The organism is Nocardioides sp. NPDC006303, from assembly GCF_040613175.1.
Classification (GTDB): Bacteria; Actinomycetota; Actinomycetes; order Propionibacteriales; family Nocardioidaceae; genus Nocardioides.
This window is the reverse complement of sequence record NZ_JBEXRR010000025.1, coordinates 45,760-66,657: the sequence shown is the minus strand read 5'-3', so window position 1 is coordinate 66,657 and position 20,898 is coordinate 45,760. Positions and strand designations below refer to the sequence as shown.

Annotated in this window: 19 protein-coding genes; 11 read left to right on the top strand and 8 right to left on the bottom strand. The window is 69.8% G+C overall.

Annotation, left to right across the window (positions count from 1 at the left end; translation table 11 throughout):
* Positions 1-5 precede the first annotated feature (5 nt).
* The 4 genes from ABZY89_RS18995 to ABZY89_RS18980 are packed head-to-tail and all read right to left on the bottom strand — an operon-like array spanning position 6 to position 3,322.
* Positions 6-986: a D-glycerate dehydrogenase gene (locus ABZY89_RS18995; protein ID WP_355229675.1), complete on the bottom strand. Its 981-nt coding sequence runs from the start codon at positions 984-986 to the stop codon at positions 6-8.
* Entirely contained in the window at positions 983-1,681 is a 699-nt protein-coding gene (locus ABZY89_RS18990) for a FadR/GntR family transcriptional regulator (RefSeq protein WP_355019285.1), read from the bottom strand. The genes ABZY89_RS18995 and ABZY89_RS18990 overlap by 4 nt, the downstream gene beginning before the upstream one ends.
* A 16-nt stretch (positions 1,682-1,697) precedes the next feature.
* Positions 1,698-2,465 carry an SDR family oxidoreductase gene (locus tag ABZY89_RS18985; RefSeq protein WP_355229673.1) on the bottom strand — a complete coding sequence of 256 codons (768 nt, stop codon included), beginning with the start codon at positions 2,463-2,465 and terminating at the stop codon, positions 1,698-1,700.
* Entirely contained in the window at positions 2,462-3,322 is an 861-nt protein-coding gene (locus ABZY89_RS18980) for a fumarylacetoacetate hydrolase family protein (RefSeq protein WP_355229672.1), read from the bottom strand. The genes ABZY89_RS18985 and ABZY89_RS18980 overlap by 4 nt, the downstream gene beginning before the upstream one ends.
* Positions 3,323-3,471: 149 nt before the next feature.
* On the opposite strand from ABZY89_RS18980, the gene ABZY89_RS18975 reads away from it, so the two are divergent.
* From ABZY89_RS18975 to ABZY89_RS18945, 7 genes are all read left to right on the top strand, one after another.
* The gene (locus tag ABZY89_RS18975; RefSeq protein WP_355229670.1) at positions 3,472-4,422 is read left to right on the top strand and encodes an aldo/keto reductase; all 951 of its coding nucleotides are present in this window, start codon (positions 3,472-3,474) and stop codon (positions 4,420-4,422) included.
* A 5-nt stretch (positions 4,423-4,427) separates the two neighbouring features.
* Positions 4,428-5,159, top strand: coding sequence for a (Fe-S)-binding protein (locus ABZY89_RS18970; RefSeq protein WP_355229700.1), 732 nt, complete (start codon positions 4,428-4,430; stop codon positions 5,157-5,159).
* Positions 5,159-6,595, top strand: coding sequence for a LutB/LldF family L-lactate oxidation iron-sulfur protein (locus ABZY89_RS18965; RefSeq protein ID WP_355229669.1), 1,437 nt, complete (start codon positions 5,159-5,161; stop codon positions 6,593-6,595). The genes ABZY89_RS18970 and ABZY89_RS18965 overlap by 1 nt, the downstream gene beginning before the upstream one ends.
* Positions 6,582-7,187 (top strand): LUD domain-containing protein, encoded by a 606-nt coding sequence (locus ABZY89_RS18960; protein WP_355229667.1) that lies wholly within the window; start codon positions 6,582-6,584, stop codon positions 7,185-7,187. Before ABZY89_RS18965 ends, ABZY89_RS18960 begins: the two co-directional genes overlap by 14 nt.
* 33 nt (positions 7,188-7,220) lie before the next feature.
* On the top strand, positions 7,221-7,544 hold the full coding sequence (locus ABZY89_RS18955; RefSeq protein WP_355229665.1) for an L-rhamnose mutarotase: 324 nt from the start codon (positions 7,221-7,223) through the stop codon (positions 7,542-7,544).
* Complete coding sequence (locus ABZY89_RS18950) at positions 7,537-8,385, top strand: amidohydrolase family protein (RefSeq protein WP_355229664.1); 849 nt, start codon at positions 7,537-7,539, stop codon at positions 8,383-8,385. The genes ABZY89_RS18955 and ABZY89_RS18950 overlap by 8 nt, the downstream gene beginning before the upstream one ends.
* Before the next feature lie 93 nt (positions 8,386-8,478).
* A complete protein-coding gene (locus ABZY89_RS18945) occupies positions 8,479-11,142 on the top strand; it encodes a right-handed parallel beta-helix repeat-containing protein (RefSeq protein ID WP_355229663.1) in 2,664 nt (887 codons plus the stop codon).
* A gap of 19 nt (positions 11,143-11,161) precedes the next feature.
* On the opposite strand, the gene ABZY89_RS18940 is transcribed toward ABZY89_RS18945, so the two are convergent.
* The 3 genes from ABZY89_RS18940 to ABZY89_RS18930 all read right to left on the bottom strand — a co-directional run bounded on the left by ABZY89_RS18940 (position 11,162) and on the right by ABZY89_RS18930 (position 14,390).
* Positions 11,162-11,857 (bottom strand): TIM barrel protein, encoded by a 696-nt coding sequence (locus tag ABZY89_RS18940; protein ID WP_355229662.1) that lies wholly within the window; start codon positions 11,855-11,857, stop codon positions 11,162-11,164.
* Positions 11,858-11,931: 74 nt separating this feature from the next.
* A complete protein-coding gene (locus ABZY89_RS18935; RefSeq protein ID WP_355229660.1) occupies positions 11,932-13,407 on the bottom strand; it encodes a hypothetical protein in 1,476 nt (491 codons plus the stop codon).
* On the bottom strand, positions 13,404-14,390 hold the full coding sequence (locus ABZY89_RS18930) for a hydroxyacid dehydrogenase (protein ID WP_355229658.1): 987 nt from the start codon (positions 14,388-14,390) through the stop codon (positions 13,404-13,406). Before ABZY89_RS18930 ends, ABZY89_RS18935 begins: the two co-directional genes overlap by 4 nt.
* Positions 14,391-14,605: 215 nt before the next feature.
* Between ABZY89_RS18930 and ABZY89_RS18925 the strand changes: the two genes are divergently transcribed.
* From ABZY89_RS18925 to ABZY89_RS18915, 3 genes are read left to right on the top strand one after another with little or no spacing between them, the layout of a single operon-like run.
* Complete coding sequence (locus ABZY89_RS18925) at positions 14,606-15,865, top strand: extracellular solute-binding protein (protein WP_355229657.1); 1,260 nt, start codon at positions 14,606-14,608, stop codon at positions 15,863-15,865.
* Positions 15,866-15,904: 39 nt separating this feature from the next.
* Positions 15,905-16,879, top strand: a complete 975-nt coding sequence (locus tag ABZY89_RS18920; protein WP_355229655.1) for a sugar ABC transporter permease — start codon at positions 15,905-15,907, stop codon at positions 16,877-16,879.
* Complete coding sequence (locus ABZY89_RS18915; RefSeq protein WP_355229653.1) at positions 16,879-17,751, top strand: carbohydrate ABC transporter permease; 873 nt, start codon at positions 16,879-16,881, stop codon at positions 17,749-17,751. The genes ABZY89_RS18920 and ABZY89_RS18915 overlap by 1 nt, the downstream gene beginning before the upstream one ends.
* 35 nt (positions 17,752-17,786) lie before the next feature.
* On the opposite strand, the gene ABZY89_RS18910 is transcribed toward ABZY89_RS18915, so the two are convergent.
* Positions 17,787-18,551: a FadR/GntR family transcriptional regulator gene (locus ABZY89_RS18910; protein WP_355229652.1), complete on the bottom strand. Its 765-nt coding sequence runs from the start codon at positions 18,549-18,551 to the stop codon at positions 17,787-17,789.
* Between the two features lie 233 nt (positions 18,552-18,784).
* Here ABZY89_RS18910 and ABZY89_RS18905 point away from each other — a divergent pair, with 233 nt between their 5' ends.
* On the top strand, positions 18,785-20,677 hold the full coding sequence (locus ABZY89_RS18905; protein ID WP_355229650.1) for a right-handed parallel beta-helix repeat-containing protein: 1,893 nt from the start codon (positions 18,785-18,787) through the stop codon (positions 20,675-20,677).
* The last annotated feature ends 221 nt before the right edge of the window (positions 20,678-20,898 follow it).

Genomic DNA, 20,898 nt, shown 5'->3' with positions numbered 1-20,898 from the left:
TCTGTTTACGGGTGGACCGGGGTCGGCGCGGGCTCGCCGGCGAGCACGGCGCGGGCGTTGTCGATCGCGAGCATGGCCATCCGGTCGCGGGTGGCGCGGCCGGCGCTGCCGATGTGCGGCAGCAGGACGACGTTGGGGAGCGCCAGCAGGTCGGGGTGGACAGCCGGCTCGTCCTCGAAGACGTCGAGCCCCGCTGCGCCGATCGTGCCGTCGGCGAGCGCGGCCGCCAGGGCGGCCTCGTCGACGATGGGGCCGCGAGCGGTGTTGACGAGGACCGAGCCCGGTCCCATCTGCCGCAGTTCCTCGGCGCCGATCAGATGTCGGGTCTCGGGGGTCAGCGGGCAGTGCAGCGACACCACGTCCGAGGTGACCAACAGGTCGGGCAGCGGCAGGGTCTCGATGCCCAGGCGCGCCGCCTCCTCGCCGGCGGAGCGGGACGGGGTCGCGACGATGCGCATGTCGAAGGCGCGGGCGCGCCGCGCCATCGCCAGCCCGATCCGGCCCAGGCCGACGATGCCCAAGGTCGCGCCGCTGCTGACGTCGAGGCCCACGAAGAGGTCCGGCCGCCAGGACCAGGGCTCGCCGCTGCGTACGAACGCGTCGGCCTCCACCACGCGACGGGAGGTCGCGAGCAGCAGCGCGAAGGCGAGGTCGGCGGTCGCCTCGTCGAGCACGCCCGGTGTGTTGGTCACGGTGATGCCGCGAGCGGCGCAGGCGGCGACGTCGATGTTGTCGTGGCCGACCGCCATGTTGGCGACGATGCGCAGCGACGGACCGGCCGCGTCGAGCAGCTCGGCATCGACGCGGTCGGTCAGCAGGCAGACGAGCGCGGCGGCCCCGCGTACGTCCGAGAGCAGCTCCGCGCGGGTCTGCCCGGAAGGATCCGCGGCGCAGGTCACCGGCCCGGGCAGCGTCTCCAGTGCCTGGTGGGCGCGGTCGCTGGGCCGGAAGCTGACGTGCAGCCGGCCCTGGGTCGGTGTGCTCACTCCTGCTCCTCCTCCCGGTCCTCGGCGAGGCTGCGGCGGATCCAGTTCTCGATGCCCGCGACGTGGGCCAGGGACAGCGCGGCGGCGATGCTCGGCTGTCGGTCCGCGATGGCCAGGGCGATGCCGCGGTGCTCGCGCTGCGTCTGGTCGAAGGAGTCCTGCTGGGTCACGCCACGCCAGATCCGGGCCCGCTGGGTGCGGTTGGCGACGCCGTCGATGAACGAGCACAGCACCGTGTTGCCCGACGCGCGGGCGATGCGGTGGTGGAACTCCAGGTCGTTGGCGACGACCTCCTCCAGCGACGTCTCGGGTGTGACCGAGTCGACCAGTGCGAGCAGGTCGGTGGCCTCGTCCGGCGGCATCTGCAGGGCCGCCTTCTCGGCGGCCAGCGGCTCCAGCGCCCGGCGTACCTCGAAGAGGTCCAGGACGCTGGAGTCCTGGTGGAAGTCGATGACGAAGCCCATCGTCTCCAGCAGGATCTCCGGCGTCAGGCTGGTGACGTAGGTGCCGTCACCCTGGCGTACGTCGAGGATGCGCATCATCGAGAGGGCGCGCACCGCCTCTCGCAGGGAGCTGCGGGAGATGCCGAGCTGGACCGACAGGTCGGCCTCGCGCGGGAGACGGTCGCCGGGCTTCAGGCTGCCGTCGAGGATCATCTCCTTGATCTTCTCGATCGCCTCGTCGGTCAGCGCCATCGGGATCCTGGTCCTCTCACTCGGTCGGTCGCAACCGTAACGTTGCCATGCCGCCGTCGACCGCCAGGGCCACGCCGGCGGTCGACCCCGAGGAGGGGCTGGCCAGGTACGCGACCGCCAGGGCGACCTCGTCCGCGCTGACCAGTCGGCCGTGCGGCTGGCGCGCGTCCAGGGCGGCACGCTCGGCCTCGGGGTCGTCGGCCGAGTCGAGCAGGCGCTGCACCCAGGGGGTGGCGGCGGTGCCGGGGTTCACGCAGTTCACCCGGATGCCCTCCCGGAGGTGGTCGGCGGCCATGGCCTGCGTCAGGGACTGCACGGCACCCTTGCTCGCGGAGTAGACGGCTCGTTGCTGGATGCCCGTGGTCGCGGCCACCGAGGCGACGTTCACGATCGCCGCAGCGGGGGAGCGCCGCAGGTGCGGGAGCGCGGCGCGCGAGACTCGTACGGCGCCGAGGACGTTGACGTCGAAGACCGCGTGCCACTGCTCGTCGGGGTTGTCCTCGACGGTGCCCTGGGCGCCGATGCCGGCGTTGTTGACCACGATGTCGAGCCGGCCGAGGTCGGCGACCGTCTGCTCCACCGCGGCTCGGATGCTCGCGTCGTCGGTGACGTCGGCGCGGATGCCGAGGGCCTTGGGATTGATGCCCTCGGGGTCGCGGTCGAGGGCTGCGACCTGGGCGCCCCGCTCCAGCAGGACCTCGACGACGGCGGCGCCGATGCCGGAGGCGCCACCGGTGACGAGGGCGACGAGCCCGTCGAGCTCGCGCGCTTCCTGGGGCCTCATGACTGCGTCCCGAAGGCGACGTACTCCTGGCGCTGGCGGCCGAGTCCGTCGATCTCGATCTCGACGACGTCGCCGGGCTGGATGTAGTGGAAGCGGCCGGAGAGCGCGACGCCCTCCGGGGTGCCGGTCATGATCAGGTCGCCCGGGTCGAGCACCATGAACTGGCTGAGGTGGTGGATCACCGTCGCGACGTCGAAGATCTGGTCGGCGGTCACGGAGTCCTGTCGCGGTTCACCGTTGACGAAGGAGCGCATGGCGAGCTTCTGGTGCTCGACCTCGTCGGGAGTCACGACCCAGGGGCCGATCGGGCTGAAGCCGGGGGCGATCTTGCCCTTGCTCCACTGGCCACCGGAGAGCTCGAGCTGGAACTCGCGCTCGGAGAGGTCGTTGGCGACCACGAAGCCCGCGACGTGCTCCAGGCTCTGGTCGGGGGAGTCGAGGTAGGACGCGCGCTTCCCGATCACCACGCCGAGCTCCACCTCCCAGTCGGTCTTGGTGCTGTTGCGCGGGATCGTGACGGTGTCGTTCGGCCCGGCGATGGTGTTGGGGGCCTTGAAGAAGATGACCGGCACCGAGGGCGGCTCCGAGCCGGACTCGGCGGCGTGCGCGGCGTAGTTCATGCCGATGCAGACGATGGCGCCCGGCTGGGTGATCGGGGCACCGACGCGGAGCGTGTCGGCCCCTTCGACGAGAGGGAGATCGCCCGCGGCGAGGGCAGCGGCGGCTCGCGCCGGTCCGTCGGAGGCCCAGAAGGCCCCGTCGATGTCGTCGGTGAGACCGGCCAGGCTGCGCACCTCGTCCTCGAGCACGACGACGGGCAGCTCCTCACCTGCGGGTCCCAGGCGGGCGAACTTCATGGTGTGGCCTCCAACATTGATTAATCGGATCTATGGTGGTCTGCAAGCGCCGAATACGGCACTCAATGCATATTGACAGCCCAAACATCAGATGTCTAGCCTCGACGTGGCGGTCGGATGACCGTGGAGTCAGAGGTTGAGGAGGGCGGATGGAGATCCCGCTGTTCGGACTCGGCTGTGCACCGATGGGCAACCTGTTCCGGCCGCGCACCGACGAGGACTGTCACGCCACGCTCGACGCGGCCTGGCAGGCAGGCGTACGTCACTTCGACACCGCGCCCCACTACGGGCTGGGACTGTCGGAGGAGAGGATCGGGCGGTTCCTGGCGACGCGTCCGCGGTCGGAGTTCGTCGTCTCGACCAAGGTGGGCAGGCTCGTGCGGCCCAACCCCACCTGGGACGGGGAGTCCCAGGACGACATGGGCTTCGCGGTCCCGGCGAGCTCGCACCGGGTCCTGGACTACTCCGCCGACGGCGTACGCCGCAGCCTGGAGGAGTCGCTGACCCGGCTCGGCCTCGACCGGGTCGACATCCTCTACGTGCACGACCCCGAGCTGTCCGGTGACCCGACGGCAGTCGAGACCGCGCTCGCCGGCCTGGCGAAGCTCCGTGAGGAGGGGATGGTCGACGCGATCGGGACCGGATCCCTGTCGGTCCAGGCGCTCACCGCGACGGTCGAGACCGGCCTCGCCGACGTGGTCATGGTCGCCAACCGCTACACGCTCCTCGATCAGTCCGTCGCTGACGGCCTGCTCGAGGCGTGCGACCGGCACGGGACCAGGATTGTCGCCGCGGCCGTGTTCTCCAGCGGCCTGCTCGCCACCACCCCACGCAGGGGTGCCATGTACAACTACGGCGAGGTGCCCGAGGACATCCTCGAGCGCGCGCTGCGTATCGGCGAGGTGTGCGAGGCGCACGGGGTCGAGATCGCCACCGCCGCGCTGCACTACCCGCTGCAGGACCCGCGGGTCGTGTCGGTGGTGGCGGGCGCAGGCCGGCCCGAGCAGGTGAGGCAGAACCTCGAGCGTCTTGCAGCCACGGTCCCCGACGCGCTGTGGGCCGACCTGGCCGGCCAGGGGCTGGTGCCGTCGTGCGCGTAGCCCTCATGGTCACCTGCATCAACGATGCCCTGTTCCCCGACACCGGGCGCAACGTCGTCCGGCTCCTCCGCCGCCTCGGCGTCGAGGTGGACTTCCCCCAGGCCCAGACCTGCTGCGGCCAGCCGATGGTCAACACCGGCTACCTCGACGAGGCGGTGCCGGTGCTCCGCACCTTCGTCCGTGCCTTCGAGGGGTACGACGCAGTCGTGACGCCGTCGGGCTCGTGCGCCGGGTCGGCCCGGCACCAGCACGATCTGGTGGCCCGCCGCAGCGGCGACGAGGGCCTGCGGGCGGCGGCCCGTGAGACGTCCCAGCGGGTCTACGAGCTCAGCGAGTTCCTCGTCGACGTCCTCGGCGTCGAGGACGTCGGTGCCTACTTCCCGCACCGGGTGACCTACCACCCGACCTGCCACTCGCTGCGGATGCTCGCGGTCGGCGACCGGCCGATGCGGCTGCTCCAGCACGTCCGAGGGATCGACCTGGTGGACCTGCCCGGCGCGACCGAGTGCTGCGGGTTCGGCGGCACCTTCGCGATGAAGAACTCCGACACGTCGATCGCCATGGGCTCCGACAAGGCCCGGCACGTACGCGAGACCGGGGCCGAGGTGCTGGTGGCCGGTGACCGGTCCTGCCTGACCCATGTCGGAGGCCTGCTCTCACGGCAGCGTGCCGGCGTGCGCGTCATGCATCTGGCCGACGTCCTCGCCCAGACCGAGCCTGCCGCGGTGGGTGCCTGATGGCCGGCACGTTCGTCGGGATGCCGGTGTTCCCGAAGGCTGCACGCGAGGCGGTCGGCGACTCCCAGCTGCGCCGCAACCTCGCGCATGCCACCGGCACCATCCGCGCCAAGCGCGCCGCCGTCGTCGGCGAGGTCGAGGAGTGGGAGGAGCTGCGCCTGGCCGGTGCGGCGATCAAGGAGAACGTGCTGCTGCACCTCGACGAGCATCTGGTACGTCTCGAGGAGTCGCTCACCAAGGCCGGCGCGACCGTCCACTGGGCGAGCGACGACGCGGAGGCATGCCGCATCGTCGGTGACATCGCCGCCGCACACGACGCCACCGAGGTGGTGAAGGTGAAGTCGATGGCGACCCAGGAGATCGGCCTCAACGAGGCGCTGGCCGCCCGCGGCATCGACGCCTGGGAGACCGACCTCGCCGAGCTCATCGTGCAGCTCGGCGACGACCTGCCGAGCCACATCCTGGTTCCCGCCATCCACCGCAACCGCGCCGAGATCCGCGAGATCTTCGCCTCCGCGATGGGTGAGGTCGGCCGTCCCGCTCCTGACGACCTCACCGACGAGCCCGCGCGGCTCGCTGAGGCCGCCCGCCTGCACCTGCGCGAGAAGTTCCTGCGCGCCAAGGTGGGTGTCTCGGGCGCCAACTTCGCGGTCGCCGAGACCGGGTCCCTCGTCGTGGTGGAGTCGGAGGGCAACGGCCGGATGTGCCTGACCCTTCCCGAGGTGCTGGTCTCGGTGGTCGGCATCGAGAAGGTCGTGCCGACCTGGGACGACCTCGACGTCTTCCTCCAGCTCCTGCCGCGCTCGGCGACGGGGGAGCGGATGAACCCCTACACCTCGGTGTGGTCCGGCGTCACCCCGGACGACGGCCCGCAGGAGGTGCACGTGGTGCTGCTCGACAACGGCCGCACCCGCGCGCTGGCAGACGAGGTCGGCCGCCAAGCGTTGCGCTGCATCCGCTGTTCGGCCTGCCTCAACGTCTGCCCGGTCTACGAGCGCACCGGCGGCCATGCGTACGGCTCGGTCTACCCGGGCCCGATCGGCGCCATCCTCAATCCGCTGTTGAAGGGCGTCGGGCACGACGACCAGACCGACTCCCTGCCGTACGCCTCGACGTTGTGCGGCGCCTGCTTCGAGGCCTGCCCCGTGCGCATCGACATCCCCTCGGTGCTCGTGGAGCTGCGCTCGCAGGTCGTCGACGCCCACCGCGGCGGCGTACCCAAGCCCGAGGCGGTGGCGATGAAGGCCGCCGGCGCGACGCTCGCCTCCGGTCGCCGGCTCGGCCTCGCCGAGCGCCTCGCCGGCACCGGAATCAGGCTTGCCCGCCGCGCCGGCGCGCGCCCCTGGACACAGGCCCGCGACCTGCCCGACCCGCCCACCGAGTCCTTCCGCGCCTGGTGGCGCCGCACCGGAGGAGGTGCCGATGAGCACCCGTGAGGAGATCCTGGGCCGAGTCCGGCAGGCGCTCGGCGACACGCCCCACCCGACCGCTGAGGTGCCGCGCGGCTACCGGGGTGTCGGCGACGACCTCGACCGGTCCGCCGTGCTCGCCCGGTTCGTGGAGAGGGTCGAGGACTACCGCGCCACCGTCACCCGGTGCCGTGCGACGGACGTCGCCGAGGTGCTCGCACGGGCGGTCGCCGGCCGGAGCGTCGTCGTACCCGCGGGCCTGCCGTGGCCGGTCCCCGGATCCGTCGACGACACCGGGCAGTCGGCCGGCGAGCTCGACGCGATCGATGCGGTCGTCTCAGCGGCCGCGCTCGGCATCGCCGCCACCGGCACGGTCGTGCTCGACCACGGCCCTGGTCAGGGACGTCGCGCGCTCACCCTCGTGCCGGACCTGCACGTGTGCGTGCTCGGAGCCGCCCAGGTCGTGGCCGGCGTCCCGCAGGCCGTCGGCAGGCTCGACCCGGCGCGGCCGCAGACCTGGATCAGCGGCCCGTCGGCGACCAGCGACATCGAGCTCGACCGCGTCGAGGGCGTCCACGGCCCGCGCACCCTGCACGTCGTCCTCGTCGACGACCTCTGAGCCTTCGCCCACCCCACCGAGAGGACCCTCACCATGACCCGACACGGCTCCGTGGTCCGGCTGCGCCCCGAGAAGGAGGCGGAGTACGTCGAGCTGCACGCCGCTGTGTGGCCCGAGGTGCTCGAGCGCCTGACCGCCAGCGGCATCCGCAACTACTCCATCTTCCTGCGCGACGGCTGGCTCTTCAGCTACTTCGAGTACGTCGGGACCGACTACGAGGCGGACATGGCCGCGATCGCTGCCCATGACGTGACCCAGCGATGGTGGGAGATCACCGCCCCGTGCCAGGAGCGGCTGCCCACCGCCTCCGAGGACGAGCAGTGGTCCACGATGGCCGAGGTCTTTCACCTTGACTGAGCCCCGGCGTATCGACGCCCACCACCACGTGTGGGACCTCGAGGTCCGCGACCAGGAGTGGACGCGCGATCTCCCGGCCATCCGGCGCTCCTTCTCCTTCGACGATCTCCGGCCCCACCTGGTCGACCACGAGATCGCCGGGACCGTCGTCGTCCAGACCGTCGCGGTCGCCGAGGAGACCCCGGAGCTGCTCGCGCTGGCGGCGGCCACGCCCGAGATCCTCGGGGTCGTCGGCTGGGTCGACCTCACCGCCTCGGACGTCGCCGACCGGCTCGCCGAGCTGCGCGAGCGCCCCGGGGGAGACCTCCTGGTCGGCATCCGGCACCTGGTGCAGTCCGAACCCGATCCCCAGTGGTTGCTCCGTGACGACGTGCTACGGGGGCTCACCGCTGTCGCTGACGCCGGTCTCGTCTACGACCTGCTGGTGCGCCAGCCCCAGCTGCCGGCCGCCGTCGGCGCCGTCGAGCAGATCCCCGGCGGGCGTTGGGTGCTCGATCACGTCGGCAAGCCCGTGATCGAGCCTGCCGCCTTCGACGAGTGGGCGAAACATGTCACCGCGCTCGCCCGCCACGACTCCGTGGCGTGCAAGCTGTCCGGGCTCGTCACCGAGCTCGCCCCGGACCAGCCGATCGACGCGGTGCTTCCCTGGGCTGCGCACGTCATCGACGTCTTCGGCGCCGAGCGCACCATGATCGGATCGGACTGGCCGGTCTGCCTGCTGCGCTCGTCCTACGGCGGGGTGATCGACCTCGCCGACACGGTGCTCGCCGGGCTCGACGACACCGGCCGCGCCGACGTCTGGGGCGGCACGGCCGCTCGGGTCTACGGTCTCGCCACCTGAATCGGCGTCGGCCGGAAACATTGGAAAACGCTTGCCCGTACCTCGTTTGTGATGTTAGACACATGTCATACGTCATATCTCAAGGAGACGGACATGCAGACTCGCACGACACGCCGCGCCCGCGCCGCGGCGGCCGTGGTCCTGGCAGCACTCGGTTCGACGGTCCTCGTCGCCGGTACGCAGCCCGCCACCGCGGCCGAGACGACCCTCACGGTCCACGTCGCCCCTGACGGCGACGACGCCGACCCAGGCACGAAGAGCCAGCCGCTGAGGACGGTGGAAGCGGCCCGCGACGCGCTGGCCGGACGTACCTCCGCGGAGAACCGAGGCACGGTGATCGTCCACGGCGGCGAGTACGTCCTCGACGACGCGATCGACCTGACCGGCCCCGAGCACTCCTGGGTCACCTACCGCGCCGCAGCGGGGGAGAAGGTCCGCCTCACGGGCGCGCACGCCCTGGAAGCTCAAGGCTGGCGGTCGCTCGCGGACCTGTCCGAGGAGGAGCTCGCCCAGCCGCAGTTCTCCTCGAACGCCCGACTCGACTCGCCGGCCCTGCGTGAGGGCGTGTGGGTCTACGACCTGGGCGCCGAGGGCATCGACCCCGGCACGCTCTACAAGAACGGGTTCAACTGGCTGCCGCAGCCCTTCGCCCCCGAGCTCGTCGTCGACGGCGGGACGCAGACGCTCGCGCAGTTCCCCAACCAGGAGGGCTGCACCGGCGCCGACTCCAGCTGTCACCTCTACGGCGACGGCGGCAAGTGGAAGGTGCCCGCGACCAACGACCTCATCCAGTGGACGCTGCGAGACCGGTTCGGGATGGAGCCCGACTGGGCGGTCAGCGGGACGACGCCACGCGCCCAGTTCGAGGACAAGAAGCAGCAGCTCGCCAACCCCGCGGACCGCGACACCTGGTCCCAGGACGAGATGCGCAAGATGACGCCTCCCCTCTACGAGGTCGGTGGCCGTCTGCTCGAGAACAACCGCTACCAGGGCTGGGCGCCTGAGGGCGTGCCGGAGATCATCGATCACGGCACCCGCGGCTTCGGTGCCTACTCCCACATCCCGGTACAGGCCGACCCGCAGGAGCTCACCGACGTCGACAACACGACGTACGAGACCGAGGCCTGGCTCTCGGGCTACCTGGGCAACAACTACGCCAACGACATGGTCCGGCTGGTCTCCTGGAGCGGCACCACGATGTACGCCAAGTACCCCTCGATGTACTGGCCTCGCAACGACTACACCAAGGTCAAGGCGCTCAACATCCTCTCCGAGATGGACGCCGAGGGTGAGTACTACATCGACCGCCACGCGGGCAACGACGTCGTCTACTACAAGCCGTCGGGCGGGACGATGGAGGGCAAGAGCGCGACGCTCCGCGCCTTCGACGACAACATCTTCCGGCTCGAGGGCACCACGGGCGTGACCCTGAAGGGCCTGTCGATGTCGGACTCGTTGATCAGCGCGGTCCAGCTGCTCGACGCCGAGAAGACGCTGATCGACGGCGTCGACATCTCCAACGTCAGCATGGACGCGATCCGCATCGGCGAGACCACCGAGTCCATCACCGCGCTGCCCGACTACGAGACCGTACGCGGCGGCCACGACAACGTCGTGCAGAACTCCTACCTCCACGACCTCGGCGGCGGCGGAGTCCTGCTCGGCGGCGGTGATCGCAGCACTCTCGAGCGCGGCGACAACGTGGCCCGCAACAACGAGATCGCCCGCTTCTCACGGCTGGCGACCTACACGCCGGCCGGCTACCTGTACGGCGTCGGCAACAGCTTCGAGAACAACTACGTCCATGACGCGCCCCACATGGCGGTGCAGATCATGGGCAACGACATGCGCGTCAACCACAACTTCTTCTACGACCTGGTGAAGAACGCCGGCGACCAGGGCGTCGTCTACACCGGGCGTGACTACACCTATCTGGGCAACGAGGTCGCGTACAACTTCTTCGACACCATCGGCGGCTCCAACGACGCGTTCTACATGGATGACGGCGTCTCGGGGATGCGGTTCCACCACAACGTGGTGAAGAACGCGCACTCGGGTGTGTTCTTCCAGTCGGGCCACAGCAACAAGGCGACGGACAACGTGTTCATCGACGTCGCCCAGACCGGCCACGACCAGCTCTACCACCGCAACGGCGAGACCGGCCTTCCCGTGCCCAACGGCTGGGTGGTGCAGAGCCGCTACAACTCGTTCCTCGACGTACGGTCGGGCGAGAAGTACTCGGCCACCGAGGAGGACGTCGCCCGCTGGCACCGTCACTACACAGGCGGCAAGGCCCGCTACTCCGACGGGAAGCCGATCGTGTTCCCGGAGATCGGGGACTGGTACGTCCCGCGCGTCACCGCGACCGGCGAGGACTGCAAGAAGGCCGACTACGCGGCCGACGCCACCAACGGCTGCGACCGCGCGACCGTGTGGGAGAACCCCAACTCCCTCTACGTGCCCGCCCGCAACGCGATCGACCGCTCGGTCATCATCGGCGGCGGCGAGTACCGCGCCGGGGAGAACTCGTTCGCGAGTCCGGCCGCGACCTATCGCCTCGCCACGTGGAGCGACAAGATCAACACCAACCTCAGCAAGCCCGCCTCACTCGAGGCCGCCGGGCTCGACCTCGACACCCTGAGCTTCAGCTTCACCGGCGAGGTCGCGCAGACCTTCGGTCGGGAGTGGGTGGCGACCTGGAACCGGCTGGTCACCAGGGACGGCATCGGGCTCCCCGGCGGCCCGGCCGCCGGCTGAGCCTTCCCGGGCAGAGCAGTCAGGTCGTCTGCGCGATCCACTCGCGCAGGCGACCTGCCTCGCTCGCCAGCAGCGACATGTCGTCGTCGGGCAGGAACTCCAGCAGTACGTCGGTCGGCCGTCCGGTGGCCGCGAGCATCTCCAGGGCCGCCGGCCACAGGTCGGCGCGGGCCGCCAACGGCAGCCGCTCGTGACGTGGCCACCAGGAGAACGCGTGCACCGCACGTACGTGCGGGAGCAGCCGGGCCAGCCCGGCCAGGGCCACTTCTGCCGGCTCGCCCACCCGGGGCTGCCAGTAGGTGCCGACGTTCGGCCGGTCAACCTCGGCGAGGAGGTCGAGGGTGGACTCGACGGTGTCCGCAAGCGTCAGGTCGTGGTGCTCGAAGGCGAGCTCGAGGCCGTGGCCGGACGCCTCTTCGGCCAGTCTCTGAACGCGGCGTACGACCTCGGCGCGCTCGGCGGGGGAGGCGTCGGCCGAGCCGGTGGTGCCGGCCCAGATGCGGAGGCGCGTGCACCCCAACGCCAGCGCCGCGCCGATCAGCGCGACCCCGTCGTCGTCCGGCGTGGCCCGCCAATAGGTGCCGTAGGACGCGACGGCCAGCCCTGCCGCAGCGGTCGCATCGGCCAGGCCGCGCAGGTCGCCGGTGGGCGGGGCGTGGACGTCCGCGCCCCACTCGATGCAGGCCAGGCCGGCCTCCGCGGCGGCCTCGAGCACCCCGTCCGTCGGGAGGTGACGGGCGGTGACCGAGCACAGCCCGGGGCGCAGCAGGGGCCGGCCGGCGGTCGCGCTCAGAGCGCGCCCCGGTAGGTCGTGCCCAGCGTGGAGACGTCGGTGGGGCGATCGGAGGTGTCCACGCGACGCATGCCGTCGTTGGTCTCGAGGAAGAGCGGCGCCTCGGGGTAGCGCAGCTCGTCGTCGAGCGGCACCTTGTCGGTCCACGCGAAGAAGTCGCGCCCGAACACCGCCCGGTCCTTGCGGCCGTAGAGGTGGAGGTCGCCGGCGGTCAGCGGGCTGCGGATGCACCAGTGCACGCCGTGCTCGGCCCATACGGCCCGGTTGGTCATCAGGACCGACTGGCGCTCGTCGGGCGTGAGCACCGTCGTCCAGAAGTCCGGGCCCGGGTCCTCGACGTCGTCGGCGAGGAAGACCAGGTCGTGGGCGTGCCACGCGGTGCTCGGGGCGACGTCGGCCTCGGTGCCCCAGTGGGTCGCCGAGGCGAAGTAGCCGGCCGGGGCCTGATAGTGCGCGTACGTCGCCCGGCAACGCGCCATGAACTCCTCGAGCTCGGCGTCGGGGCGCATCCGGCACACCTCGCGGATGCCGTGCAGAGACAGTCCCATGCCCGCGATCAGCATGGGGGTGTCGCTCTTCAGGGTCGTGCTGGGTGCGACGTACCAGTAGCGGTGGAAGCGGGTCTGGCCGTCCGCGTCGGTCCACGCCGAGCGGGCGACGTGGCGGCACAGCCGGACCGCCTCGTCGAGGTAGCGCTGCTCACCCAGCCGCAGGTGGCCGAGCAGCAGCGGCATGATCATCAGGCCGTAGTACTCCGCGGGCTCGAGGATCCCGCCGGCGACCCGATCCTCGGCCTGTCGCCAGGTGCCCGAGGAGTCGGCGTCCGGGACTCCGGGTTCGTGGTGACGGGCGATGAGGAGGTCGAGGTCCTCGCCGATCTCGGCCAGGCCGCTGTCGTCGCCGGTCACCTCGGCGAGCAGCAGCTTGACCCACACGCGGGCGTACTCCTGGTTGCAGGTGCCGTCCTCGGCCGGGCGCCCGCCGCCGAAGGAGTGGAGGGCGACCAGGTTGCGGCGGACGACGTCGATGATGCGGTCGACCTCGGCGTCGTCGAGCAGGTGCCGGGCGTGCTTGAGCCCGAGGAGCAGACCGATGCTGCCGGTGGCGTTGTGGATCAGGCCGGTCGTGGCCGACTCCCCGACCTGGAAGCCGACGTGCTTGTACTGGTCGTCGTCCTGCAGGGCGCTGCTCTGGAAGCGCATCATCCGGCGCCACACCTCGGCGGCCCGCTCATCGGGCTGCACGGCGAGGAGCTGTGCGACGGCGCCGAGCGCCGGCGCGGAGAAGGCGGCGTGTCCGCTCGTCCAGTCGAGGAAGGTCGCGGGGTTCGTGCCCCACACGCTGTGGTTGTGGAAGCCGTTGATCGCCCCTTCGTCGGTGACCCAGGTCAGGAACCAGCGGGTCAGGTGGGCGAGGTCGGGCGCAGGGGTGGGGGTCGTCACGTCGGTCTCCGGTTTCAAGGTGTCGGTCATGCGCTGGTGGCCAGGCTGGTGGGGTCGACCGGGCGCAGGGGCGGCCGGCCCTCGATCAGGGCACGCACCTCGTCGACGGCGCCGCGGCCCAGGCGGTGCAGCTCACTGCCCTGCGAGCCGGCGATGTGCGGGGTCAGGGTGACGTTGGGGAGGCTCCACATCGGATCCTCAGCGTCCAGCGGCTCGGGCTCGGTCACGTCGAGAACCGCGCGCAGCCGGCCCGAGACGAGCTCGGCGCGGAGCGCGTCGTGGTCGACGATCCCTCCCCGGGCAGTGTTGATCAGCGTCGCGCCGTCGCCCATCGACCCGAGCAGGTGGGCGTCGACGAGGTGCCGGGTCTGCGGCAGCAGCGGTGCGTGCAGCGAGACGACGCGCGAGCGCGCGAAGAGCTGGTCGAGGTCCACGAGCTCGGCGCCCAGCCCGGCGGCGCGTGTCGCGTCGATCGTGGGGTCGCTGACCAGGACGGTGAGGTCGAACGGGGCGAGCAGCTCGATCAACGCCCGGCCCGTGGCCGAGGCGCCCAGCACGCCGATGGTCGTGCCGTACGCACCGTCGATGGTGTCATCGACGGTGAGATCGGAAGCCACGCGCTCGGCGCGGAACCGCTCGGTCAGCGGCAGGACCGACTTCGTCGCCCACAGCACCGCGGCCAGGGCGTACTCGGCGACGGGGCGGGCGTTGGGCTCCACGCCGCAGGTGACCCGGAGGTCACGCTCCCAGGCTGCCGAGGTGAGGAAGTACTTCACCGAGCTGGCGGCATGGACGACGGCGCGCAGCCGTGGCATCCGGGCGAGCGCCGACGCGTCGATGGTCGGCGTGCCCCAGGCGGTGATGAGCACCTCCACCTCGGCGGCACGTGGATCGTCGTAGGACGTCAGCACCCGGTCGGCATCGATGTCGACGAGCTCGCCCAGCTCGGCCAGGAGGGGTGCATCGAAGAATCGATGCTGAAGATGGGGAGTCATCGCAAAAGCGGCGCGCACGAGGCGGATCCTCTCGGTCGTCGAGGCTGTCGGGGCCGTTTCGGAAACGGCGAGATCTGGGCTTGCCCATTTAAACATAAGATGTGTTATCTTCGTCACGTTGGCGCCCGGGATAGCGCTTTCCTCACTCCGGTGGTCGGCAGTCCGAATCGCCAGAGTCCACGCGAACAACCTCCGTCGGATGAAGATCGACGGACGACGAAACGGAGATTCCTGTGGAGACACGACGCTTGTGGAGGGCGGGTGCTGTCGCAGCGGTTCTGCTTCCCCTGATCGCGACCGCGGCCTGTGGAGGCAACGGCGCTGCCAGCGACGACAGCAAGGAGGTGCGGGTGCTGGTCAACCTGACCGACAACCTCACCAAGGACTTCTGGAACGACCTGGTGAAGCCCTTCGAGGACGAGACCGGTATCGACGTCAAGATCGAGGGGCCGACCGGCACCAACGTGAGCGAGACCTTCAGCTCTCAGCTCGCGGCGGGCACTGCCCCCGACGTGGTGCAGTCGATCTTCCCGGACGACCAGATCGCCCCGGAGGTGCTCGACCTCTCCGAGGAGAGCTGGGTCGAGGACACGCCGATGGTCGACACCTACGCCATCGACGGCAAGCGACTGGTCGCCGGTGTCGGCTCCCAGGCGCAGTCGCTCGTCTACTACAACAAGACGGCCTTCGAGAAGGCCGGCATCAAGGCCACGCCGCAGACCTGGGACGAGTTCGACGCCGCGCTCGGCAAGCTCGCCGCCGCCGGCTACACCCCGCTGCAGACCGCGGGCCAGTGGGAGACCGGCCTCCAGCTCCAGCAGCTGTGGCACCCCACCCTCAACACCGAGCAGCCCGAGTGGCAGTCGGCCGTCGCCGACGGCAAGCTGACCCTCGGCGACGCGTTCGAGCCGATGTTCGAGAACTACGCCACCTGGTTGGGCGACGGCTACATCAAGAAGACCGATGTCGGTCTCGACCCGACCACGGCCGACGCCAACTTCATGGACGGCAAGGTCGGGATGTACCCGCTCGGGAGCTGGCTCGTCGCCAGCCTGGACAACGCGGGCGAGCTCCCCTTCGAGGTGGGCGTCTTCTCCCCGCCGGTGGACGAGGGCATGGCCTACCCCGGGCCGCAGGGCGCCACCATGGCCAGCCCCTACATGGTCTACGCCGGTAGCGAGCGCTCCGACGAAGCCCTCCAGCTCGTCGAGTACCTCGTGACCGACCAGGCCGCGATCGAGAGTCAGCTGACCGCCGACGGCGTGTTCCGTGCCGGAGCCTCCGTCGAGCAGTCCCCGGTCGCGACGGAGATCCAGGCGATCATCGACGAGGCACCCGAGCTGGTGGCGGTGGGTGAGGGCGCGGGCGACATCCGCCTTCCCGTCGTGGGACTCAACGACAAGTTCACCGAGATCGTGCAGAGCCTCTACACCGGAACCAGCCCCGAGGACGCCGCGAAGGCGCTCGACGACTGGGCCGAGCAGAATGGCTGACCCCTCGGGGCCACGACGAGGAGAACGATGATGGCTCTCATGAGCGCCAGCAACACCGACAGCCCTCCCGCGGCAGCGGACCTGCCGCGGGAGGGAGGGGGCCGGCCCCGCCGGCCGATCGGCCGGTCATCCGGTTCCCGTCCGCGCACCTCGCGGTGGGTGGAGGCCTCGATGGTGCTGCCCGCGTTGGTGGTCTTCGTCGGCCTTCTCGTCGTGCCCGTCGGGTACGCCGTCTACTACAGCTTCACCGACTACAACGGCTTCCCGACACAGACCCCGGAGATCGTCGGCTTCGACAACTACGTCAGGCTCTTCGAGTCCGCTGACGTCCGAGGCTCCATGGTCGTGACCGCGATCGTCGCGGTCGCGGGGTCGATGGTTATCAACGCCGCGGCACTGGGCCTGGCTCTCCTGCTGTGGCGCACCACGCGCTTCACCGCGTTCGCCCGGGTGGTCATGTTCTACCCTCACGTGCTCAGCCTGATCGTGGTCGGCTTCCTCTGGTCGGCGATCCTGGGCCCGCAGGGCGCCGTCAACTCGCTGCTGGAGAGCGTGGGGAGCAGCCCGCTCCCGTTCCTCAGCGACGAGACCTGGGCGCTCGCCACCTTGATCCTCGTCATCGCCTGGGCGCAGTTCGGCGTCCAGCTGCTCATCTATCTCGCCGGGCTCCAGGCCGTGCCCGCCGAGCTCTTGGAGGCTTCGCGCATGGACGGCGCCAACCGCTGGCAGACCTTCCGCCACGTCACCTGGCCGGCTCTCGCGCCGTCGGTGACGGTGGCCCTGATCACCTCGATGATCTCGTTGATCAAGACCTACGACGTCGTCGTGTCTCTGACCGGCGGCGGTCCGGCAGGCTCCACGAAGACCTTCGCCTACCAGATCCTCGCTGTGGAGTTCCCCAAGCGGCAGGTCGGGCTGGCCTCGGCTGAGGCCGTGGTCCTCATCCTGGTGGCCGCGATCCTCGCGTTCGGCGTGCTCGCGCTGCGACGCCGTCACGACCAGGGGGTCCAGTAATGAGCGCCCTGCGAGCACTGACGGGGCGCCGGAGCCTGACCGGCGAGCGTCGTACACCGGCCTGGTACGCCGCGGTCACAGCGCTGTGCCTCTTCATGCTGGTGCCGATGTACCTCTTGGTCGTCAACGCGTTCAAGGACCAGCGTGACATCGTCAGCAGGCCCTTCTCGCTCTCGCCCGGCCAGTTCACGCTCGAGCATCTCGTCGCGGCCTGGAACAACCCGGACTTCGACATCGCGTTTGGGTACGCCGTGACGATCGGCTTGGTCATCTGCGTCAACATCGTCTCGATCGGCGTGTGCGCGCCCGCGGCGTACGTCATCGCGCGCTCGCCGCGCCCGGTGTTCGGCGCGGCGCTGCTGTTCTTCATCTCGGGCATGTTCATCCCGACCCAGGTGATCCTCGTGCCGGTGATCTTCGTGCTCCGGGCTCTCGGGCTGATGTCGACGTTCCCCGGGCTGGTGCTCTTCATGGCCTCGGCGACGGTGCCGTTCACGATCTTCGTCTTCACCGGGTTCATCCGGATGCTGCCCGCCTCGCTCGACGAGGCGGCGGCGATCGACGGCGCCGGTCCCTACCGGACGCTGTGGACGATCATCCTGCCGCTCATGAAGCCGATCGTGGCGACCGTGTTCATCCTGAACGCGTTGAGCGTGTGGAACGACTTCGCCAGCCCGCAGCTGATCCTGGGTCCCGGCTCAGGCCTCTATACGGTCACCACCGGTGTCTACGCCTCGGTGGGGGAGTACTCCGCCGACTACACGCAGGTGTTTCCGACTCTCCTGCTCGCCGTGCTGCCCATCCTGGTGATCTTCGTGCTCACGCAGCGCTGGGTGATGAGCGGCCTGGCCGCCGGAGCGGTCAAGGGGTGAGGTGTGGGCGGCCGGGTGGCCGCCCACACGCGGGTTCAGCCTTCGCGTTTGCCGGCCTCGGGCAGCGGCAACCTACGGCGGCGCCACGCCTCGAGGATGTGGTTGTTCATCGCGTCCTGTGCCCGCACCGAGTCGCCCTCGGAGATCGCGGCGTGCACGGCCTCGTGCTCACGCAGGGTCACCGCAAAAGCGTCGGGCGTGTCGACCCCGTGGTAGCGGGAGCTCTCCAGCGCGTGGTCCATGAGCGTACGAGCGATGTTGCCGGCGAGCCGGTTGCGGGAGAGCTCCATGACGGTCTCGTGGAAGGCCACGTCGGCGGCGCGGAAGACGTCCTCGTCGGCGGTGCTCTCCCGCATCCGCTGCATCGCCCGGTCGAGCTCGGCGACCTGCTCGTCCGATCGCCGCTGGGCGGCCTCTGCCGCCATCACCGACTCGAGCTGGGCGCGGACGACACTGAGCTCGTCGAGGATGCCCAGCGTCTCGTCGTGCTTGATCAAGGCGGAGAGGACCACTCGGTCCATCGTGTTCCACGCCGTCATCGGGCGCACCTCGGTGCCACGCCCGCGCGCGATCGTGACGAGGCCCTTCTCCTCGATGCGCTTCACGGACTCGCGTACGACAGTGCGGCTCACGCCGAACTGCTCGCTGAGCGGTCCTTCGGGCGGCAGCGCGTCGCCCGGAGCCAGGCGCCCGGAGACGATCGCGTCGACGAGCTCATCGACGACGACCACGCCGAGCATCGGCTGCCGGTCACGCGGCTGGGAGAGGACCGTGGTGGTCCGTGAAAGCGGTTGCGGCATAACCGGAAGTGTAGGACATCGTACGTCGCCGCGACGCTGATCTGACCGTGCGGCGTGGACCCAAGCGAGGCATCTCATCATCCAGTCAGCTCTTGACACGTCATATGTATGACATCACCCTAGTTGCGTGGCGTATGTCACACGGAGCTCGTCTCGGAGGCCGCACGGCCACCCTCGGGTGGTCCTTCTGCCTCGCGCCGGGCGCTCCGCCCCCATAGAGAAGGGAACGGACCATGCAGCAACCAATGACGCGCCGCCTGGGCGCGCTGGCCGCGGCGGCCGTCGTAGCGGTCACCGGCTTCGCCGTCACCACACAGACCGCCGACGCGGCGGGAGGAAAGTGCAAGGCCCTCTGGGTCTCGCCCGACGGCAGCGACAAGGCTGCCGGGTCGGAGAGTGCGCCGTTCGCGACCCTGGAGCGTGCCCGCGACCAGATCCGCGACAAGAAGCTCAATGCCCAGATGGGTTGCGACGTCACGGTCAACGTCCGGGCCGGCGAGTACCAGGTGGACTCCACGCTCGAGCTCGATGACCGCGACAGCGGCAGCAACGGCCACGACGTCGTCTATCGGTCGGTGGACGGACCGGGCAAGGCGGTTCTGACCGGCGCGAAGGAGCTGACCGGGTGGGAGCCGTTCCGCGACGGGATCTACAAGACCAAGGTCGAGCCCGGGCAGCGGTTCTACACGCTGTTCGAGGACGGCGCGCGAGCAGAGGTCGCCCGCTATCCCAACCGTGGGTCGGAGGACTCGCACGGGCCGTACCTCTTCTCCAAGCTCGGCGAGCCCGAGAAGGAGGCTGTGCGGCAGTGGCTGTACTGGGAGGAAGGTGACTGGGACCCGGCGTGGGACGACACCCCGACCAGCAACCCCTTGGCCAACGCCCAGGTGACCGTGTGGTCCGGTGGCTCCTGGAGCTGGTTCACCGACACCGTGCCGCTCGGTGGGGCCGACTACCGCAAGGGCTTCGCCACCCTGAAGTACTGGACCCGCTACGCGCTGGTCAACAGCGGTGGCGGCTCGCGCTACTTCATCCAGAACGCTCTCCCGTTCCTCGACCAGGCGGGTGAGTACTACTTCGACTACGCCAACAACGAGGTCTACTACAAGCCGAAGGGCGACATCAGCAAGGTGCGGATCATGGCGCCGACGGTGAAGAAGCTGGTCGATGTGAAGGGTGCGACGCCGGAGCAGCGCGCACACGACATCACCTTCGACGGGATCGGGCTGCAGCACAGCGACTTCGTCGACTGGTACCGCGCGGGATGGATCTCGGCGGGCGACTCGGGTGAGCCCCACAAGTACCCCGAGTACGACCGGCAGATCGAGATGCCGCGCAACCGGTTCGGTGCGATCACGCTGGAGAACACCAAGGACATCACGCTGACCAACCTGCATGTCTCCGACACCGGGTTCATGGGTGTCTACGCCCTGTTCGCCAACGAGGGGCTGAAGGTCACCAACAGCTGGTTCGAGAACATCGGCGCGGACGCGATCAAGATCGAGGGTGGCTGGCCCGGCGAGGGCGACCTGAGCCACGGGCACACGATCTCCAACGTGTTCATCGACCACATCGGCGAGCTGGTGCCCGGCGACGCTTCCGGGATCGAGTTGATGGACACCGGCAACAACCTGGTCGAGAACGTCTTCGTCAACCACTCCGCGCGGTACGGCATCAGCCTGGAGTCGCGTCCGGAGGTCATCGACGGCGAGCAGTACACCGACAACAACACCTTCCGCTACATCGAGATCCAGAACGCCGGCCTGGACTCGGGTGACATGGGCGCGTTCTACACGTACGGCGTGGCCAACCAGGATCCGCACCCCGTCAAGAACAAGGTGGAGCAGATGGTGATCGGTGACGTGCTGACCGACCCGGTCGGGGAGATGCCCGACTCCGGCACGCGCGGCATCCACATGGACGCCGGCGGCTGCGGGTTCTCCTTCGCCAACATCGAGGTCGGAGAGACCACCGACCAGTCCTACCAGTCCTACCAGTGCAACGAGGTCACCAACGGCAACTGGAACGACGGGTTCGACGCCTCGAAGATGGAGTACGACAAGATCGGCATCACCTCGGAGTTCCCCTACGACGTGACCGCCCAGATCGAGGCGGCCCGCTCCTAGGGATCCGCTGACCCGGCTTCGTGCTGGGAGCACCACCACCGCAGGCCCGGCGCGTTGCGCCGGGCCTGCAGCCGTCTCGGGTTGGATCGCTCTGCCGGGACTCGAGCGATGATAAGAGGTCCTTATGACCGTGGTGGCTGCGCGATGCTCCCGCCGGACGCATAGGCACTGCCGTCTCCACGCCAACGTAGAGGTCCTCTAGGTTGGTGACGCGTCGCTCG

What these genes read in the sequence shown, in the direction of transcription:
- ABZY89_RS18915 (WP_355229653.1), top strand. Translation starts at nt 16,879, where the DNA reads ATGAGCGCCCTGCGAGCACTGACGGGGCGCCGGAGCCTGACCGGCGAG.
- ABZY89_RS18990 (WP_355019285.1), bottom strand. Translation starts at nt 1,681, where the DNA reads ATGGCGCTGACCGACGAGGCGATCGAGAAGATCAAGGAGATGATCCTC.
- ABZY89_RS18905 (WP_355229650.1), top strand. Translation starts at nt 18,785, where the DNA reads ATGCAGCAACCAATGACGCGCCGCCTGGGCGCGCTGGCCGCGGCGGCC.
- ABZY89_RS18980 (WP_355229672.1), bottom strand. Translation starts at nt 3,322, where the DNA reads ATGAAGTTCGCCCGCCTGGGACCCGCAGGTGAGGAGCTGCCCGTCGTC.
- ABZY89_RS18920 (WP_355229655.1), top strand. Translation starts at nt 15,905, where the DNA reads ATGAGCGCCAGCAACACCGACAGCCCTCCCGCGGCAGCGGACCTGCCG.
- ABZY89_RS18965 (WP_355229669.1), top strand. Translation starts at nt 5,159, where the DNA reads ATGGCCGGCACGTTCGTCGGGATGCCGGTGTTCCCGAAGGCTGCACGC.
- ABZY89_RS18975 (WP_355229670.1), top strand. Translation starts at nt 3,472, where the DNA reads ATGGAGATCCCGCTGTTCGGACTCGGCTGTGCACCGATGGGCAACCTG.
- ABZY89_RS18910 (WP_355229652.1), bottom strand. Translation starts at nt 18,551, where the DNA reads ATGCCGCAACCGCTTTCACGGACCACCACGGTCCTCTCCCAGCCGCGT.
- ABZY89_RS18985 (WP_355229673.1), bottom strand. Translation starts at nt 2,465, where the DNA reads ATGAGGCCCCAGGAAGCGCGCGAGCTCGACGGGCTCGTCGCCCTCGTC.
- ABZY89_RS18970 (WP_355229700.1), top strand. Translation starts at nt 4,428, where the DNA reads ATGGTCACCTGCATCAACGATGCCCTGTTCCCCGACACCGGGCGCAAC.
- ABZY89_RS18935 (WP_355229660.1), bottom strand. Translation starts at nt 13,407, where the DNA reads ATGACCGACACCTTGAAACCGGAGACCGACGTGACGACCCCCACCCCT.
- ABZY89_RS18955 (WP_355229665.1), top strand. Translation starts at nt 7,221, where the DNA reads ATGACCCGACACGGCTCCGTGGTCCGGCTGCGCCCCGAGAAGGAGGCG.
- ABZY89_RS18945 (WP_355229663.1), top strand. Translation starts at nt 8,479, where the DNA reads ATGCAGACTCGCACGACACGCCGCGCCCGCGCCGCGGCGGCCGTGGTC.
- ABZY89_RS18960 (WP_355229667.1), top strand. Translation starts at nt 6,582, where the DNA reads ATGAGCACCCGTGAGGAGATCCTGGGCCGAGTCCGGCAGGCGCTCGGC.